We start from the raw sequence: 18,588 nt of genomic DNA on the forward strand, positions 1-18,588 counted from the left end.
GCTGCTATTATATATAAAATCTATTATGTAACTCCGGCTCGGGGGATAGTCCCTCATAAGGTCGTTATCACCATCATTCATACTCCACTCATTACAGAGATAGGGATAAGCCATATATAAGCCGTCTCTTTACAGGTACAGGTTATCTACGGCTTATATACGGGTTATATACGGGTTATCTACGGCTTATCCTATAATGGGGTATGGCTGGGCCTGGTATAGGCATAGCCCTGATATAGATTTACAGACGCAAATCAGATATGATTTTTTACACTTTGTGGAAACCGTAACGGTTATCTATGATTTTTAGTGAGGAGTTATCGAGTCGTTGTTCTAAAAGCGGCCTTATTTGGTTATAGATATCACGGCTCACCCATTGGGGCATTGCATCCCTTGTTTCTATGTTATCTCCCAAATGCTCATAAAAAGCTACTCCCGCGGCGTTCCATAAATTCTTTGCCTTCTGCTTAAAACACCACTCAGCAAAATCGTAGTTCTTTTCAAGCTGCTCAATATCATTATTTCTATGTGCTGTTATAGTTGCCGGCAATAATTCAATAAAAACGCTATAGATAGAAGCGTGAGGATCCTCAAACTCTTTTTTTAGCTGTGGAAGACATGCGATCGCCTTTTTTCTCCAGGCACTCATAAACCGATATTATTAAACGGTATTAAGGATTGCGGCAGATAATTTTCCCGCCGCACTGCGGAATTACCCGTCAAACAATACAACTTACCTGGGCAACATAACATCCAACGATGCCAACCGGTTTACATCGTAATTAAACGGCTCCGGCGCTGTATAACTCCAAAAAATATACGGTTGCGACGGCCCCGCCGGAGAAAGAAAGAATTGTATACTATGACTGCTGGCATCTACCGTAATATGAGTAACATTTTCAAGATTAACAAACTGATAGATCTGCTCCTGGGAACATTTGAAAAGGAAAGTCATGTTGATATTTTGATACAAAATACAAAAAAAGATAACTATTTATATATATTAGCTGCATTACACCCTAAAAAACAGTACAACCCAAATGGATAAAAAAACACTGTCAATATTAAAAAAAGTTTACGCCAACGAAAATGGATCTTATAACCCCACGCTTAATAGACACGAACATAAAATCCCCGCAACCGTAACACAGGCCGACCTGGAAATATTAAGCAGTAAAGGACTCCAGCCCAATAATTTTGAAACATTTGATCACGACAATGCCCTGGAAAGATTACTGAAAATTAAAGAAGATAAAAAGCTCACGTCCGGCTTTGCTACTTCGATGTTTTTAAAAGGATTGACGGGAGAAATGCCCCGGGCAAGACAAACCCTGATGAGTTATTTGTATCTCCGGCATTTATACAAACATGATTTTGCAGGCAAAGATACCTGCGAAATTTGCGGACTGCCAAAAGTGGAAACGGAAGACAAAACACATCAGCTCTACACCTATTACCTGGGCCATTCGTGGAATGAACTGCCGCTGCACTATTTAATTGAACTCGAAGAAGCACTGACCTTTGATAAACCGGAAATAACCCAGGCGGATAGAAACAAACTAACCGAACTATTGGACTTCATTGCGCAGGCAGACAAAAAAGAAACGCCCGGAAAGTTGGAACAAAGAATTGCCTCACACAAAATTTTAGACCAAACCGACAAATATAAGCGCTACGGAATTTTACAAACACTGGCTGAATGCGGCATCTTACCAAATCCCTTCATAAAGCCCAGGTACGAAGCATTCATCGCGCAAAAAGATTTATGGGAAGCAAGTAAAAAATTAACGACCTCCTTCCGCTCTGACATCATTTTGCCATTAGGCGGATGGAAAGGAGAAAACGGTGTTGACAAAGAACGCTGCAAAGAGATATTTGACGCAGTGCAAAACTGAAACTATCTCGCAAACTTCCTTGATCCGGCCACACAAAGAATGCCCTAACGGTCACACCAGGCATACCAATGCTCACCCGTTCATGAAGTAAAGTAGCCGCGAGGGCCAATCCAAAAAATGGCTGTAACAATTGTATCTGCCCTACCACTGCAATACCTCCCTGCGCCAGGCCACGGTAAGGCAGCCATCAGGAAATTGACTGCAGCGTAATATTGGGATGAGCTGCAATGATCTCCAATAGTATGTCGAAATAAGTTTGACCTGTGCCGTTGTTCAATTCGTCCAGTTTTTCGCGGAAATGTTCCTTATTGAATGGCGAGTCAGGCAGCAGCTTCTCTTCATAGTACCGTTTGGTAACATCATAGCCCAAAGCCGTTCTGCTTCTTTCCATATTTCTCCATAACAGCACAACCGGTCCGGCGTTTTTGATGACCCCAAATCCTCCGTAAAGCAGGTCATTAAAGGCGTCCAGGCTATCACCCAGCTGCCAGTCTTCACCGGCCATGAATACACGGTTTATTTCCCTGTAAAAAGAAGGGATATCGCTGATAACATCTCCATTAATGATTATTTGTTGCTCCATTGCTGATTTTCTTTTATAAAGATAGTGGCTCCGCTCCCATTTTGGCATGCATCCCATAAAAGTCATAACTTTAATTTTTATCCGGACGCAGGATTTAGTATGACCGATCTTGAATTACTCAGAAAGCATATCGAACAATACATTCAAATTACGGACGCAGAATTTGAACAGTTTATTGTCAATTTTCATCACAGGAAGATAAAGAAAAAAGATTTTCTTCTGCGTGAAGGCGACACCTGTAAATATGAAGCCTTTGTAACCAAAGGCCATCTATCCTGAATATTGAAGCGCCGGAAGACAGCGAGGTGCTCCTCATCAACAAACCTCATAAAGATCTCCTGTATGAAACGCTGTCCAAAGTAGAAAAGATGTTTCGTATCATGAACCAGAAATCGTTGGTTACCTTTCAACGCAGGGTAATTTCTTCATTAAGTAAAACTGCCGACAAGCGCTACCTGGAGTTTATGGAGAAATATCCCGACCTGGAACAACGTCTCAACCAGCAACAGCTGGCTGCATACTTGGGTATATCCCATGAGTTTCTGAGTAAAATCAGGAAGAAGCTGTCCGGTAAATAGTGCATTTTTTGAACTAGTTCAAATTTTGGGAGATAGAAGCCTGCTACTTTTATGGCCTAAAAGATCAGAAAATGAAAAAAGCACTATTGATTATTGATGTACAAAATGGAAAGCTTCCCATCCTTTTGACTACAACAATAGGTACTTTGACTACATCCGTTTTGTGATGGTTGCCGACCTTTGCAATAACAACAAAACAAATTATGAACATCGTACTTACAGGCTCATTAGGGCATATCGGGAAACCGCTCACACAGGAGCTGGTACAAAAAGGGCATACGGTTACAGTTATCAGCAGCAAAACTGAAAGACAAAAAGACATTGAAGCACTCGGTGCAAAAGCAGCCATCGGCACAATGGAAGACGTTGATTTTTTATCGGCTACATTCAAAGGCGCAGATGTAGTATACCTGATGGAAACACTCGATGCTGCCGGTGGTTTCTTTGACCCAAACGTTGACTTCATTGCCACCATCAGCCGGATAGGCCATAATTACAAGCAGGCCATTCAGCAGTCGGGTGTAAAGCAGGTGGTGCATCTCAGCAGCGTTGGCGCTCACATGAGCACAGGAAATGGTATCCTGATTTTTCATCACAACGTAGAAAACATTTTAAAGCAACTGCCGGACGATGTGTCTATTAAATTCATGCGTCCCGTTGGTTTCTATACCAACCTGTTTTCATCTATACGAACCATAAAAACACAAGGGGCCATTGTGCAGAATTATGGAGGTGACAACAAAGAGCCCTGGGTTTCGCCGTTGGATATCGCTGCTGTTATTACCGAAGAAATGGAGCAACCTTTTGAGGGCAGAACCATCCGTTACATTGCAAGTGATGAGTTTTCTCCCAACGAAATAGCCTGTTTCCTGGGCGAAGCAATCGGAAAACCTGATCTGAAATGGCTGGTAGTTCCGGATGAACAACTCCTGGATGGCTGGCTGGCTGCGGGAATGAACCCGCAAATTGCCAAAGGCTTCATAGAAATGCAGGCAAGCATGCGCGACGGTATATTGTATGAAGATTACTACCGGAATAAACCAATACCGGGAAAGATTAAGCTCACAGATTTTGCAAAGGAGTTTGCTATGGTTTATAATCAATCATAAAATGGCTATCTTTAATCATCAAAAAATTAAAACCATTAAGGAGGTTCCTTAATGGTTTAATACATTATGAGAGGTACAAAAACGCACAGAGTTAAAACGATCAGCGAATATCATCAGCTCCGAAATCTACCCAGGCCTGAACATCCGCTGATCAGTGTGATAGATTATGCGGCTATGCCACATAACTTTCAAAAAACCGGTATAAATTGGGTGTATGATTTCTACTTTATCTCCCTGAAACGGGGATTATGCGGTAAAATAGTGTACGGACAACAGGAATATGATTTTGATGAGGGCGTTATGTTTTTTATTTCGCCCAACCAGGTTTTCAGAATTGAAGTTGATCCCAACCTGACAATAAAACGCTCCGGCTGGATGCTCCTCATCCATCCTGATTTTTTGTGGCACACCCCGCTGGCGAAAACCATTAAGCAATATGAATATTTTGATTATTCAATAAACGAAGCATTATTTCTTTCCGAAAAAGAAGAAACAACTGTCAACAACATCATTCAAAATATTCAACAGGAATATCATTCCAATATTGATAAGTTCAGTCAGCAAATCATCATCTCACAAATAGAAACGCTGCTAAATTATGCGGAGCGGTTCTATCATCGCCAGTTTATCACAAGAAAAATCAGCCATCACAAAACGCTGAGCCGTTTGGAAGAGCTGTTGGCAGATTATTTCAGCAACGATGATTTAAAAGGACTACCTACCGTTCAATACATTGCCAGCGCGTTAAACGTGTCGCCTAAATATTTAAGCAGTTTATTAAAAGTGCTGACAGGCCAAACTGCCCAACAACACATCCACGAAAAGCTGATTGAAAAAGCCAAAGAGAAATTATCTACCACAGATTTATCGGTCAGTGAAATTGCTTATGAACTGGGCTTTGAACATTCTCAATCATTCAGTAAATTGTTCAAAAGTAAAACCAACTTTTCACCTTTGGAGTTCAGGCAGTCGTTTAAATAACAGGAACAATCCGCATGATGAACAAATACTTAATACTGGCGTTGGGAATCATTGCCTGCAACACCCCGGCAAAAGAAAAACTCCACACCATCGATTATGTTACCGTAGGTAAAATGATGGATACCATCAGGCCGCCCTATGTGATTGACCTCACCAATAAAAACAAACGGCTTGTGTTTATCGGATGCGACCACAACAGGGACTCCACCCATCCGCAGTTTAAAGCCATAGAAAAATACTTTAATGACCTCCGTCCGGAAATCACTTTTAATGAAGGCGGGCAAATGCCCGACAGCACACATTTTAGCTCTCTTAACCAGGCAGCTTCTACAAGAGGTGAACCCGGCTGCCTGAAATACCTGAGCGACAAAGCCGGCATCCGCATGATGAATGGCGATACGGAAGACAGCCTCGAGTTTTCCATCACCCTGAAAAAATATCCGCAGGATCAGCTGTTGCTTTATTACTTAATGGAACGCCTGGTAATCCCCTACCTATACGGCGCCTACGGCAGCGAGCCTTTTGAAAAGGTATATAACAAAGCCATCGAAAACTGGTTTATAAAAGAAGGCTTCCCGGTATCTGCCAGCCAAAAAACATTTGATGGATTTAAACAATTATACCAACACTACACCGGGGTACCCTTTGAAGCAAAACTGACACCGGAGATCGAAAAATTTGATTACATAAACGGGGGCGATTGCCGGTTCTGCGCCATTGGCCGTACCTCCAAAATGGTGAGGGACAGTATACTACTCGATAAAATAGACCAGGCATTCAATAAATACGATCGCGTAATGGTCACCTTCGGACACGGCCATGCCGTAGCGCTGAAACCGGCGTTAAAACAAATCATGGATAGAAAATAAATAGTTACTCTGTCCTGAACTTTACCTCATTGGCCCAGTGTGCTTTCCAATCCGGATGAAACGCCCTCGCATTTAATTTTGACACGCTCCGCTCCTTTGCCAGCTCCATGCAGCTGCCCGGCGCACCATTATCATTCACTCTGAAAGACAGCTTAACCGGCAATCCTTTGTCGATGGCTGCCTTTACATCCGGCAGCTCCGACCAGGGGATGGCGCACTCTGTGATCAGGGTATTTCCCTCTCTGCGCACCACCAGTTTGCCATTTTTCACCGGTCCTTCCCCTTCCGACCTGGGCTGCCTCGGGAAGAAGTGTTTCCGGTTTAAGCCCGGCGCCAACAGCCGCCATATTTCGGTGCCACCTCCATATTCCGGCGATACCTGGTTGAGCGCGTATTCGTAATCCGTACACTTGTAGCCGGTGTAACGCGGCATAGTTCCGGGCGGATAAGCCAGCATTCCATCCTTTCCTTCAGGCAGTACATTAAATGCCAGCAGCACATTATCATAAGCGTATCCCAGACCGGAATTATCCGGCGTTACCGGGTTTTTACGGTAAGTATAACGTCGCACCCCGGAAGGCCATATCAGCGGAAATTTCACTTCTTTATGCACCAGCGACAAAGCAACACCAGCAGGCAATTGCGGCGGAACGCCCACTATATGGTATCCCGCTTTACCGTATACGTTTTTCCAGTTGCCCCTGGTATCAAAATCCTCTTTTACAAAAATACCAGTGGCAGCAGATGGCGTGTCAAACAACAGTGCCGCCAGTTTGGGTGTATACCACCAGCCGTTGCTGTGCAATACAATCCGTACTTTTCCTGAAAGCTGTAACACCTCCCAGGCGCCGTTCCAAAGGTTGGTAATATTGCGTTGCAACACCTGCGCGCCGTTACTGTATACTTCCAATACCACACCCGGCACACGCAGTGCAGGCAGATACAACGCTACCTGCGTGAGTGAATCCAATTGCAGGTCCACGCCGAAAGAGTTGGTATTATCGCCGCTTTCCAGGTAATGCAGGATGCGGCCTTCACCGGCTGGAAGCTGCAATGCGGCGTCTCCTTCTGCAGGTGCACTGTTCTCTTTGCTGATCAGCGTCTCTTTCATATCCATTGCGTAAGCCGTATCGGGATAAAAGAACCCGTCGTCGGGGCGCTGCTCAAAGCGGTAAGTGCCCGGATGCGGCGTACTGTCGGCTGTTTTGGCCGCAAAATAAAAGTAATGGTCGTCGCATGCGAAATAGCCATTAGCGTAACCATTGGCACGGGTATCAAAATTGCTGAAAGGATACCAGGCTGCTTCTGTTAAACTTACCGCTGCAACACCCTGGCTGCTCACGGTTTGCGGCAACGCCGTTTTCCAATCGTCCAGTTTTCCATCTACCTGTATACTTAACCGGGAGATGAGGTTTACATGCATATCCTCATAATGCACCGCCATCCCATCTGCTCCGGCATCAAAATGAACCGACAGCGGATAGGTGTTGTTCACGGAGGCCGTACCACTTTTGATTTTTACAGGAATGGTGATGGTTTCATGGGGCGCCAGCTTCACCGTAGCCGGAGCATCAATATGCAGATCGCCCAGGCTGATTTGTAAACGGCCTTCTACCGGGCGGTTAAGGATATTGGTAACCTGCAGCGGCATCACCGGCGATTGCTCAATACGTGCAGTCATATCTTCCGCAAGGATTTCTACCGGTTCATAACCTTCTATCCGCGCAGTTTTCAGCGCGTTTATCATAGCCGCAAAGGAACCTTTCGTTCCGTTTGTACGGAGATAATATCCCTGGCTGTTCAGCGGAATTTCGAGTTTGCCGGCTACAGGTAAAACAGGATTGCCATAAAAATCGAATAACTTAAAAGTTGCAGGCAGGATCATCCGGCCGCCCGACAAGGGTTCATAAGGGATTGGCTTTCCGGATGCCCTCAATTTTTCAGCAGCGGCCGTTTGCGCCAGTCCGCGCACTTCCCTGAAAAGTACCTGCTCCGGGCCAAACGCCTCGCCTATATCACCACATATCACTACGGTACCGTCGTCCGGGTTCTTTTTAAGCCCATCAAACACCATTATCCAGGGGAGTCCTTTGGTAAACAGCAACTCCCTGAAATCCCGCTCTCCTACCAGGTGCTGCACGGCGCCGAGGGCTGCGGCCTGCGACCAGGTATCCGGAATACGGGTTATTTCTTTCATACCGCCGGGCGTATTTATTTTACGGGTAAAATGTTCGTTACCTCTGCCACCGGTATACATATAACCTGCGTAAATACCCATAGAACGGTCGTAACCTGCGGAACGGTTAGTGGCTACGGTGAGGCCTATACGATCATCGGTATTGCCCACCCAGCTTTCTGTATCCCAGATCTTCACCCGGCCATGGGGCGATTTGCGGTTCACCCATTCGGGATAAATTGCCGGCGACTCCATCCCCTGGTAGTGGATCGAGCAGAAATCGAAGATGGGCAGAAACGTCATTTTACCATCTGCAAAAAGTTTATCCCATGCGTTGGAATTGGAATCGCCACCACCTACGAGCACGTCTGCGCCTTTTTTACGGGCATCCAGTACCGCCCGGGCCATAACAGTATATATTTCCCGGTAACGCAGAATATCCGACTGCCAGCCGGAAATAGACAGTCCTTCCCAGGGTTCATTCCATAGGGAAACGGCCGTCACCGGCCCTTTGGGCCAGCCGTATTTCACACAAAGCCGGTGTACAAATTCCTGGAAGTCATGATCCGCTGAAGGCATCCAAACCATATCCTGCTTTGTTTTTTTCATCACACCGGCGGAGTCCAGGAAAGAGCGGAACCTGTCCAGTGGCTGATCTGCCGATCCCGCTCCAAACATCAGCAACACGGTGATATTCTTCTCCCTGTACTCTTTTAATTTCCGGTCAATCTCCTCCATTTTTACCGTATAGTCTTTGGCGTTAGCAGGCGTATAATCCACCCCCATACGAATGGCCTGCACGCCTACCCGTTGCAGGAAATCAGCGCCCATATCATCAAGCGATTGCTTTGGATACTGTATCCGCTGCGGATCTGCAGCAAAGGTGCGTACCAGGCTGGTAATAAAACGGCGGCCATATTTACCGAGGTCCATCACCAGCGCATAACCGCCAAAACGCGGAGGAATTACCGGGAGATGATCAATGTTGACATATCCCTTCGGGGAGATATTAACTTTCACCGGTGTAGTACTGATGGTGGCAAACTTCACCATCTCCGGTTGCCACACATCACCCGGGCGGCCTTTAGTACCATAGCTGATCAGTTCTATTTTTCCTTCAGTGTTAATGGGTTCGTTCAGCTGATTCACCACCTGTATCGTATAAGAGGGTTGTTCACCGGGCCAAAGCACATTTGTGGTATTGGAAGCGCCTGCCAGCACCACGTCGTAATTATAATGACGCTGGTTATTTCGTACACCCATCACCGTTTCATAATTCACCCATTCTTCCGGTGCTTTCATCTGGGCCATGCCGCTCTGTGCGCTGATCAGCATCAGTGCAGGTATCCATATATATTTCATCTGTTATTGCTTTATAAACTTACGCTGACCGATCATCTGACCATTGCCGGCGTCTGAAACCACCAGTATATAGGTGCTTTGTGGTAAACTGCTTACATCTATCTTCCACGGCCCGTTAGTTTTTGCAGCTATTGTTTTTACTATTTTTCCGGAGAGATCATAAATGCTGACCGTACATATTTTTGGCTTTGTTAACCGGATGTCTGCATTCAATATATTTACTACCGGGTTCGGATATACGTTTAAACCGGAAGCCATTGTATTCAGCTTGCCGGCCGCAAGAGGGCTGCTGCTGCTATCCACAGCTGCCGGCGGTGTCCAGAGATATAGCACTATCTTATTGGCGTTGTAATCATCTTTGGTGATCATGTATTCGCCGGTGGACCTGTGATATGCTTTGATGCCATATTGTGAATCCACATCGTTGCCCACGTATACATTGGGGTTGCTGCTGTTCATGGTAAGCACCAATGCGCCGGTAGTGAGATCAAAAACATCGATATCAGGAATAGCGTAGTAGCCTACAAAAAGATAATTTCCTGCGGCCGACATTGACTTGGCCTGGGCCCGGCTCAGTGTAATAACGGTATCGGGCGTACGATTTCCGGCCACCCAGCCGTGATATACTTCTATGCGGTTGCCGATCAGCGTCCAGTCGGTGTTGCCACCGGCCAGCACCATTACATCACTGGCGGGGATATATTGCAGCTGGTTTAACCGGGCAATAGTAGCGGGTACAGGTGTGGATATCACCGGTCCCCAGATGGGCTTTCCGTTGCCAGCAAAGCCCGTTAAAGGATAATGCTGGATGGCATTGGTTTTATCCTGGGAGATCCAGATATCTCCCAGAGAATCCAGGCAAAACCCATTCCTGACCTTAGAGATGGTATCACCGGGAATGGCGATGTACCCATCTGTAGCAGGATTGAAATAATACGTATAAAATATATCTGCATTCTGGTTATTGGCCACCAGGATACGTTGTCCGCCTACATTAGCCACGTGACCAAAATGTTGTCCCCTGGCACGGTCGCTCATCTGTATCCGCGCATCCCAGGGATAGCGGTACGGATCAACGGTATTGGCTACATAGGCGCCACCATCCACACCGGTATAGGAATAAATGATATTACCGCTGTAAAGCAATTCACCATCGGTGCCGGCATCTGCTGCAGCGCAGCCTTCAAAGTTCAGTGCCTGCAGCGTCCACAGCAACGAACCGGCAGTGCTGTAACAATGAATATCGGTAGCGCCGTTCCGGCCCAGGTCCCAGGTGCCGCCCCAGGGATTATTGAGTACATACAACTTACCGGAAGCATCGCGGCCAATGCCCACTACCCGCGTAAAGCGCTTGTCGCCCGCAGCCCCGCGGATACCACCTGTTTCATTGAGATAACCGCCCAATGCGCCAAAGGTACTGCTCAGTACAGGCGTTCCCGTTAGGTTAGTATACACTTTGATGTTCATGTCCGGTCCCTGATCGCCTACCAATAGTTGTCCGCTTACACTATCTGCATATAAAGCAGACGGACGCGCCGTGGCGCCAATATTCAATACAGTACCTGCCACACCGGTAGAATCAAAACGGCGGATGGTACCATCACCCAGCTGCACTACCCAAACGGCGCCCGAGCTATCGATAGCAATAGGCCCCGGCGAAGTAACAGCCCATTGTCTTATCAATACGCCTCCTGTGGTGAATACTGCCACCCGGTTGCCACTGGAATCGCTTACATATACGCGGCCGGCGGAAACGGCAATACCCCGGATGGCATCTCCGGTACCTGCACTGGCAGTAAACAACAGGTCGCGCAGTTTGGTGCTGCGGTTGTAACGCCCTATTTTACCGCTGTTGGGCGCCTGCTGCGCGGTAAAAATATGCGTGGCATTGCCGCCAATAGCGCTGCCCTGCGATTCTTTTGTACCGCCCATACGACCCACAGTAGCCCCGTTCTGATAAATGCCGATATTGCGTCCCTTTTCATCCCATAATGAGGCAGTATACACCACTCCTTCCGGTGATACCCACATGGAACGGGCACAGTTGCCTACATAATTAGTTACATCAGAAAAGTTATTGCCTACCCAGGTGGTGGTATATTGCGCATAACTGAAACAGGCTGTTAATATCAGCCATAACGTGGAAATAGTTTTTTTCATCTTTATAAATTTAAGATGTTAGTATCCGTGATTCTGTACAAGCCGCGGGTTACGGCCTATCTCTCTCAAAGGCACCGGCCATAATGTCTGATATGTGGTAATCCCTAATACTGCTTCCGCCCTGCCGGTACGCACCAGGTCGTAAAACCGGTGGCCTTCAAAAGCCAGTTCCTTAAACCGCTCGTTTTCTATAGCCAGTGTAAGATTTGTTTCACTGCCATAAGGAAAATCATGTGCGCCCGGCGAGGTCAACGGCTCTGCAAAAGCCCTGCGGCGGATGATGTTCAATGCTTCTGTGGCTTCTGCTGTTTTACCCAGGCTGTTCAACGCTTCCGCCCTTACAAGAATAATATCTGCCAGCCGCAACGCAATAATATCGGGCTCTGTGCCACTGGTTAAACGGGTGTATTTATTTACATATGGCAATGCAGGATCTGAAGTTGTGAGGCCCAATGCAGCATTCTTCCTGATATCACCGGTTTCATAAGCGCCAATGATCTTTGCAGTGGGCGTTATCTGGTAACTGCCCTGTTGTATACCGGCGGGAATACCATTCACCGGCACATATAAACTGAACAGGCCGTTGGCCTGTGAAGAAGAACTTACAAACTGTATTTCAAATATCGCTTCGGTACTGTTTTTACCACCGGTGGAAAACATGCTGCTATAGGCTGCAGCACCGCTCACCAGCGTATACACCGGGCTATTCATTACCTCCAGCGCTTTGGCAGCTGCGGAATCATAGTTTTTCACGCTCAGGTATGCCTTTGCCAGCAAGGCTTTGGCAGCGCCCTGGCTGGCCCTGCCCCGGGTAGATGCCGCCGCTGCAAACGTGGGAGGTAACGTAGCTTCAGCTGCTTTCAGATCTGAAATGATCAGCCGGAAAACACTGTCGGCCGGCGAACGTGCAATAGTAAAATCCGCGTTGAAAGATGTATAAGGCTCGAGCACCAGCGGCACGGCACCATAAGCCTTTACCAGGTTGAAATAAAAATACGCCCGCAGGAAATGTGCTTCCCCCAGCAACTGTTCTTTCCTTCCACCTGCAAACAAGCTATCTTTCATAAGCGGAACATGTTTCAGCAAATCGTTGGCGCGGCCGATGCCGGCGTAGTTATTTTGCCAGTAGCTTGCTACAATGGCGTTATCTACCGGGATGCCGTGATTGGTAAAAGGGCTGTAATTGATCAGCAATGCCGTAGTAGCGTCAGACGCGGCGTCGAAAGCAACCGGGAACTGCATCGACATACTTTGTATGGCCGGGTAAATGCCCACTGCGGCACTTTCTGCATCGTTGGCTGTTTGCCAGAAGTTTTCATCTGCAATGGTATACTCAGGCACCTGGTCCAGCACTTTGGTACAGGAAGCAAATGCGATGAGGAGATATATGAGTCGTAATTTCTTCATGGTGGCTGCTTTTAAAAGTTTACATTTAATCCAAGCAGGAAGGTGCGTGGCTGCGGTTGTACTGCCCAGTCGATACCGAGCTGCGAATTCTTCACCGACTGGTTCTGCGATTCAGGGTCCAGGCCGGAATAGCTGGTGATCAGGAAAAGATTCTGCGCACTGGCGTATATCCGGGCGCTGCTGATCCGTACCTTTTTCAGCAGCTCCGGCCGGAAGGTATATCCCAGCGTCACATTCTTCATCCTGATAAACGACCCGTCTTCCACGAAGCGCTGCGATACTTCACCATTGGTTAAACTGTTGGGCGTGGCAGGATCATTGAATACAGCCCTGGGCACATCGGTGATGGTATTCTCCGGCGTCCAGCGGTTCAGCGTACGTACGTCGCCGTTATTATAGCCGCTCATACGCTCCAGCATGTTGCGGGTTTGGTTGTATACTTTATTGCCATACGACCAGTACAGGAAGAAGCTCAGGTCTACTCCCCTGTAACCGAAAGTATTGGTAATACCGCCGGTGTAATCCGGCAACGCATTGCCCAGGATCACGCGGTCGGCAGCCGTTATTCTTCCATCAGCATTAATATCGTCATAGATCATGTTCCCGGTTTTAGCATCTACTCCTTTGCTGCGGTAGCCAAAGAAGGAACCAACGGGCTGGCCTACACGAAAAATACTGGTGGGTAAACTGGTACCGAATGAACCAGGCAGACTTTCTGTAAAGTCGGAACTGGAAGGGTCGCCGGCCACGGTTTCAGGCAAACTGGTAATTTTATTCCTGTTGAAATACAGGTTGAAATTGGTGCTCCAGGTGAACTTGCCGCGGATATTGTCCGTATTGATTCCTATCTCCAGTCCTTTATTCACCATCTGCCCGATGTTGGCGCCATTGGTACGGTTAAAACCAGAAGTATAGGGCAGATCCAGTTTAAAGATCAAACGGTTGGTGAGCTTGCGGTAGGCATCTACGGTAACGCTGATCCTGCTGTCCCAGAAACTCAGGTCCAGACCGAGATTGGTGGCAGTAGTTGCTTCCCAGCTAAGATCCACATTTGATAAAGAGGTAGCGGCAATACCAGCTTCTGACCCATAATTATAACCGGTGGAATAAGTGGCGAGCGCGGGAAAGTCGCTTCCAAGCCCCTCATTATTACCTGTAACGCCAATGCTTGCACGCAGTTTCAGTTCATTAATAAAACGCTGCTGTTTCATAAAGGCTTCATTGGTTACCCGCCAGCCTGCGGCCACAGAAGGAAAGAAGCCATATTTTTTATTCTCGCCAAAACGGGAGGAACCATCCGTACGCAGTACCCCTTCCAGCAGGTAGCGATCGTCGTAGTTATAACTTAAACGGCCGAAATAAGATACCAGCCCCCATTGCGAGCGGTAGTCCAGCGGTGCAGAAAGCGAGGTAAAACCGGTTACTGCCTGTATGATATCGGTTGAATTGGTGTTGCCGGAAACGCTGATCCTTCTCACATTAGCCTCCTGCGCGCTCTGACCGAGCAAGGCCGTTAATTTGTGTTTGCCTTTTAACACCGGTGCATATGATAACGTATTTTCATTGACCCATAAGAACTGGGTGAATACAGACACAAAACCGCTCGCTGCGGAACCGTTGTTCACGAGTTTCGACTGGTAGCGGTCGTCGGTTACCTGCTGATTATCGAAGCCAAAACTGGTTTTAAATTTCAGACCGGGAAGGATGGTGTACTCGCCATATACATTTCCGATATAGCTGTTTACGATCGATTGAAACCGCAGGTTATTGGCGATCATCACGGGATTGGTCCAACGGCGGTTTCTATCGGTGTAATAAGTACCATTAGGGTTGTAAACAGGATCGTTGGGGTTTTCTATCAGCGCGAGCGCCAGTACAGATTGTCCTGAGAAGCTGTTGTCCATGCGGTTGTTGGTAGACCTTACTCCTGTTAAATTTACGCCGATCTTTAATTTATCGCTTGCCGCAAAATCAAAGTTTACGCGTCCGTTAAAACGCTTGTAGTGTTGCAATCCTACAATGGTGCCTGTTTGATCCAGGTAGCCGAGGGATACGTAGTGTGATGTTTTACCGGTACCGCCGGAGATAGATAAATTATAGTTAGATACCGGCGCCGATCTGAAAATAGCATCCTGCCAGTCGGTATTACGACCAGTATTCACTACAGCAGAATCTACCGGTAACCCCGCATTAACGCGGGATTCTTTGAACAGTTCCACAAACTGTTCGCCGTTCAGCAGCGGCAAACGTTTGGGGATATCCGCCACACCGGTGTACATGTTGAAATTAAAACGGGATTTACCTTCCGCACCTCTTTTTGTGGTGATGAGGATAACGCCGTTGGCGCCCCTGGAACCATAGATAGCGGTGGCGGCGGCATCTTTCAGTATTTCCACCGACTGTATATCGTTGGGGTTAATATTATTGGTAGTGGCAATCCGTTGCCCATCGCCGGAAACGCCATATTGCGCCGCAGGAAGATTGCTCATGGGTACACCGTCTATTACATACAGCGGGCGGTTTTCGCCAAACAGTGAGCCGTTACCACGGATACGGATATACGTTTCATCACCGGGAGCACCGGAGTTTTGTACAACCTGCATGCCTGCAGCTTTTCCCTGTAATGCCGCATCCAGGCTGGTTACCGCAACACCGGCCAGCTCGCTGCCTTTAATGGAACTCACTGAAGAGGTCAGGTTCTTTTTCTGCTGGGTGCCATAGCCAATTACCACGAGATCATTCAGCGAAGCGCTTTGCAGCTTTAACACAATATTGATGGAAGACTGCCCGTTTACGCTCACCTCTTTGGATTCAAACCCCACATAGGAACAAACCAGGATGCTGTTGTTGTCCGGCACTGCGAGGGAGAAGCTACCCTGGCTATCGGTAGTAATACCAAGCGAAGTGCCTTTTACGCGAATGCTCACACCTGGCAGCGGCGATCCTTTTTCGTCCGATATTTTCCCGGATATGGTGATCCTGTTCAGCTCCTTCCCGGCAGGCAGCGGCGTTGTTTTTTTAGTGATCACTACTATTTTATCAGTTATTTCGTATTGCAGGGAAAGGTTGCCCAGAAAGGATTTCAGCACTTGTTCCAGTGGCTGGTCTTTACATTCAAGCGATACTCTGTTGAGCGCATTGGGCGGCTGATCGTGCCAGATAAAAGAATAACCTGTTTGCTGTTTTAACAGAACAAGCACTTTCTCCATCGGCACATTTTTTACGGAAATTGTTACATGCTGTGCATAGGCGTTCAGATGCAGCAGCAGGATGGTCATAAAGATCCATAGCGGTTTGGCGGGCCATCTATTTACAGCCGGGAGAATGCCTGTGGCAAGGAATTTCATATTTTTCAATCGTGGATTTTAAATATTAGCAATCATAAACGTGGAAATTTAATCGTGTACACACAGCTTACCTTACCGAGGGCCCTCAGCAAAAGGTTTTCAGCAGATGTGCATACTACGTGTGATCCGTGCAGCAATCAGGTCATGACATATTTATTTAAAAAGATGATTTAATTGGCCTCCTGGTAAGGCATCACGGTAATAGTTCTTCCCTGTATCTTAAAACGTACGATTTTGGTTAGTTCAAGTGCTTTCAATAACTGTGTTATCTTTGCTGTCCTGGAAACAATGCCGGATAGCTTAATGCCGGACATGTCTCCTTCATATTTTATCTCTATATCATACCATCGTGCTACCTGTCGCATGATGGCACTGATATCGGTATTCCTGAAATAAAACTCACCGTTTTTCCAGCCCAGTATTTCTTCCATGTCGGGCCTGGTTATGCTCAGCTCACCGGAAGCGTGTTGCAGTACTGCCTGTTCACCGGGATGCAATATCCTGGCAGCGTTTACTCTCACTGCGCCCTGTACCAGCGTGGTTTTCACGGTAGCTTCATCGGTGTAGGCCATGATGTTAAATGCCGTACCCAATACCTGTATCTCCATGCCTTTGGCGGTCACGATAAATGGTTTCCTGTCATCTTTGGCAATATCAAAGTATGCTTCTCCCGACACCTCCACGGTTCTCTTATCATCCGGGAAAGCGGCGGGATACCGGATAGAGGAAGCAGCGTTGAGCCAAACATGTGAGCCGTCCGGTAATATAAGCTGGTACAGGCAGCCGGTGGGTGTTTGCATGGTATTGTATACCAGGCCGGTGTTCTTCTGTGAAAATTGTTTATATGCCAACTGCCCGTTGGCCAGCTTAATTACCTGTGCGGAGCCCTGCCGGGCGATGGCGCCGTTAGCGGCGCTGTCGAGCGCAATGCGGGTGCCATCTCCCAGGATCAGTACCGGGCGTGCTGTTCCTTGCGGTATCTGCGCCTGTTGCGCTATGAAACCTGTCGTTGTTTTTTTATGGGTACTCCATTCCCAGCTTACTGCCAGCAGCAATAAAAAGATGGCTGCCGCAGCGGCGTATTTAAACCAGGGACGGGCAATAATGGATGGCCTGGTTCGGTGTAAAACAGGTACAGCCTCACTTTGCCGCGCTTTCATCATGATCTCCTCCGCCATTTCACCGGCATCAAAATCTGCATTTTCGGCATAGGCAGGGTCATTAAAGGCATCCTGCAATAATTGGGAGAGCAGCGCCCTATTTTCCGGCTGCAGGGCCATGCTCCTGAACAACCGGATTTCTTCGGCGTTCAGCGCTCCGCTCATGTATCCTTTAAATAGTTCTTCAAACGTAATTTCAGACATATGCTGATGCAGATTTAATATCTCCCGTTATAAGGACGGAAAACAAAGAAGGGGTAAGACAGTAACCCTGAAAATTTCATAAAAAATAATTGGAAGTCAGTAACAGTAAGGCAAAAATACTTTCGGAATGCCGGTTTAAATATTCCCGGATGCTGCGCAACGCCCTGACAATATAGGTTTGTGAGCTCACTACAGAGATATTCAGTTTCCGGGAGATCTGTACATGACTTAGCCCGTTAAAACGATGCAATACAAAAACGGTCTTTACTTTTTCCGGGAGATGCTCAATGGCCAGCAGCAGGATCTTTTCCAATTCCTTGTATTCCATACCGGATTGGGCGTCGCTGAAAGGAGCATCGGAGAGATGATCGGCCAGGAATTCAATATTATCGGTGTGCAGCACTTTCTTTTCCAGGTGATCCATGATAAGATTGCGGGCACATACATATATAAACGTTCCCACCTTCTCCACACCAGGAAGCTTTTCCCGGTTGTTCCATAATTTGAGGAAGATATCCTGTGAGAGATCTTTTGCCTGTTCAGGAGAGCGTGTCAGGCGCAGCGCTGTACCATATACCTGTGGCCAGTATTGTTTAACGAGAACCTGGAAGCTCCGCTCATCTCCTTTTGCAACGGAGAGCAACAATTCCTGTTCATTGACGTGGATCACGGATGGTATCAGTGTTAATTATAACGGGTAGTGATGCATGAAAATAATACAACCTGTTCTAATTTACAAAACAATACCACCAGGCGG

General features: G+C 47.2%; 13 protein-coding genes. 5 read left to right on the top strand and 8 right to left on the bottom strand.

The window, feature by feature from the left end:
* Positions 1 to 268: 268 nt before the first annotated feature.
* A complete protein-coding gene (locus B5Z18_RS24940; RefSeq protein ID WP_079472243.1) occupies positions 269 to 649 on the bottom strand; it encodes a DUF7674 family protein in 381 nt (126 codons plus the stop codon).
* Between the two features lie 391 nt (positions 650 to 1,040).
* On the opposite strand from B5Z18_RS24940, the gene B5Z18_RS24950 reads away from it, so the two are divergent.
* Positions 1,041 to 1,895 (top strand): hypothetical protein, encoded by an 855-nt coding sequence (locus B5Z18_RS24950; RefSeq protein WP_079472245.1) that lies wholly within the window; start codon positions 1,041 to 1,043, stop codon positions 1,893 to 1,895.
* A gap of 187 nt (positions 1,896 to 2,082) precedes the next feature.
* Here the strand turns inward: B5Z18_RS24950 and B5Z18_RS24960 are convergent, their stop codons facing one another.
* Positions 2,083 to 2,478, bottom strand: a complete 396-nt coding sequence (locus B5Z18_RS24960; protein WP_079472246.1) for a barstar family protein — start codon at positions 2,476 to 2,478, stop codon at positions 2,083 to 2,085.
* Positions 2,479 to 2,846: 368 nt separating this feature from the next.
* Here B5Z18_RS24960 and B5Z18_RS32745 point away from each other — a divergent pair, with 368 nt between their 5' ends.
* The 4 genes from B5Z18_RS32745 (at position 2,847) to B5Z18_RS24980 (ending at position 6,015) form a co-directional block, all read left to right on the top strand.
* The gene (locus tag B5Z18_RS32745) at positions 2,847 to 3,056 is read left to right on the top strand and encodes a cyclic nucleotide-binding domain-containing protein (protein WP_200817339.1); all 210 of its coding nucleotides are present in this window, start codon (positions 2,847 to 2,849) and stop codon (positions 3,054 to 3,056) included.
* Positions 3,057 to 3,259: 203 nt separating this feature from the next.
* Positions 3,260 to 4,165, top strand: a complete 906-nt coding sequence (locus tag B5Z18_RS24970) for an NmrA family NAD(P)-binding protein (RefSeq protein ID WP_079472247.1) — start codon at positions 3,260 to 3,262, stop codon at positions 4,163 to 4,165.
* 66 nt (positions 4,166 to 4,231) lie between these two features.
* A complete protein-coding gene (locus B5Z18_RS24975; protein WP_079472248.1) occupies positions 4,232 to 5,146 on the top strand; it encodes a helix-turn-helix domain-containing protein in 915 nt (304 codons plus the stop codon).
* A 14-nt stretch (positions 5,147 to 5,160) separates the two neighbouring features.
* Positions 5,161 to 6,015, top strand: coding sequence for a hypothetical protein (locus tag B5Z18_RS24980; RefSeq protein ID WP_079472249.1), 855 nt, complete (start codon positions 5,161 to 5,163; stop codon positions 6,013 to 6,015).
* A 4-nt stretch (positions 6,016 to 6,019) separates the two neighbouring features.
* On the opposite strand, the gene B5Z18_RS32595 is transcribed toward B5Z18_RS24980, so the two are convergent.
* From B5Z18_RS32595 to B5Z18_RS25010, 6 genes are all read right to left on the bottom strand, one after another.
* Positions 6,020 to 9,553 (bottom strand): hypothetical protein, encoded by a 3,534-nt coding sequence (locus B5Z18_RS32595; protein WP_079472250.1) that lies wholly within the window; start codon positions 9,551 to 9,553, stop codon positions 6,020 to 6,022.
* Between the two features lie 3 nt (positions 9,554 to 9,556).
* Positions 9,557 to 11,713: a T9SS type A sorting domain-containing protein gene (locus tag B5Z18_RS24990; RefSeq protein WP_079472251.1), complete on the bottom strand. Its 2,157-nt coding sequence runs from the start codon at positions 11,711 to 11,713 to the stop codon at positions 9,557 to 9,559.
* Between the two features lie 18 nt (positions 11,714 to 11,731).
* Positions 11,732 to 13,120 (bottom strand): RagB/SusD family nutrient uptake outer membrane protein, encoded by a 1,389-nt coding sequence (locus B5Z18_RS24995; RefSeq protein ID WP_079472252.1) that lies wholly within the window; start codon positions 13,118 to 13,120, stop codon positions 11,732 to 11,734.
* Positions 13,121 to 13,131: 11 nt separating this feature from the next.
* Positions 13,132 to 16,467, bottom strand: a complete 3,336-nt coding sequence (locus B5Z18_RS25000; protein ID WP_079472253.1) for a TonB-dependent receptor — start codon at positions 16,465 to 16,467, stop codon at positions 13,132 to 13,134.
* 170 nt (positions 16,468 to 16,637) lie between these two features.
* Positions 16,638 to 17,831 carry a FecR family protein gene (locus tag B5Z18_RS25005; RefSeq protein WP_079472254.1) on the bottom strand — a complete coding sequence of 398 codons (1,194 nt, stop codon included), beginning with the start codon at positions 17,829 to 17,831 and terminating at the stop codon, positions 16,638 to 16,640.
* Positions 17,832 to 17,907: 76 nt separating this feature from the next.
* Positions 17,908 to 18,501 carry an RNA polymerase sigma factor gene (locus tag B5Z18_RS25010; RefSeq protein WP_159454418.1) on the bottom strand — a complete coding sequence of 198 codons (594 nt, stop codon included), beginning with the start codon at positions 18,499 to 18,501 and terminating at the stop codon, positions 17,908 to 17,910.
* Positions 18,502 to 18,588 lie beyond the last annotated feature (87 nt).

It is taken from the genome of Chitinophaga ginsengisegetis, assembly GCF_900168065.1.
Classification (GTDB): domain Bacteria; phylum Bacteroidota; class Bacteroidia; order Chitinophagales; family Chitinophagaceae; genus Chitinophaga; species Chitinophaga ginsengisegetis.

Excerpts from the sequence above, each read along its gene's own strand:
- B5Z18_RS24940 (WP_079472243.1), bottom strand. The coding sequence starts at position 649 with ATGAGTGCCTGGAGAAAAAAGGCGATCGCATGTCTTCCACAGCTAAAA.
- B5Z18_RS24950 (WP_079472245.1), top strand. The coding sequence starts at position 1,041 with ATGGATAAAAAAACACTGTCAATATTAAAAAAAGTTTACGCCAACGAA.
- B5Z18_RS24960 (WP_079472246.1), bottom strand. The coding sequence starts at position 2,478 with ATGGAGCAACAAATAATCATTAATGGAGATGTTATCAGCGATATCCCT.
- B5Z18_RS32745 (WP_200817339.1), top strand. The coding sequence starts at position 2,847 with ATGTTTCGTATCATGAACCAGAAATCGTTGGTTACCTTTCAACGCAGG.
- B5Z18_RS24970 (WP_079472247.1), top strand. The coding sequence starts at position 3,260 with ATGAACATCGTACTTACAGGCTCATTAGGGCATATCGGGAAACCGCTC.
- B5Z18_RS24975 (WP_079472248.1), top strand. The coding sequence starts at position 4,232 with ATGAGAGGTACAAAAACGCACAGAGTTAAAACGATCAGCGAATATCAT.
- B5Z18_RS24980 (WP_079472249.1), top strand. The coding sequence starts at position 5,161 with ATGATGAACAAATACTTAATACTGGCGTTGGGAATCATTGCCTGCAAC.
- B5Z18_RS32595 (WP_079472250.1), bottom strand. The coding sequence starts at position 9,553 with ATGAAATATATATGGATACCTGCACTGATGCTGATCAGCGCACAGAGC.
- B5Z18_RS24990 (WP_079472251.1), bottom strand. The coding sequence starts at position 11,713 with ATGAAAAAAACTATTTCCACGTTATGGCTGATATTAACAGCCTGTTTC.
- B5Z18_RS24995 (WP_079472252.1), bottom strand. The coding sequence starts at position 13,120 with ATGAAGAAATTACGACTCATATATCTCCTCATCGCATTTGCTTCCTGT.
- B5Z18_RS25000 (WP_079472253.1), bottom strand. The coding sequence starts at position 16,467 with ATGAAATTCCTTGCCACAGGCATTCTCCCGGCTGTAAATAGATGGCCC.
- B5Z18_RS25005 (WP_079472254.1), bottom strand. The coding sequence starts at position 17,831 with ATGTCTGAAATTACGTTTGAAGAACTATTTAAAGGATACATGAGCGGA.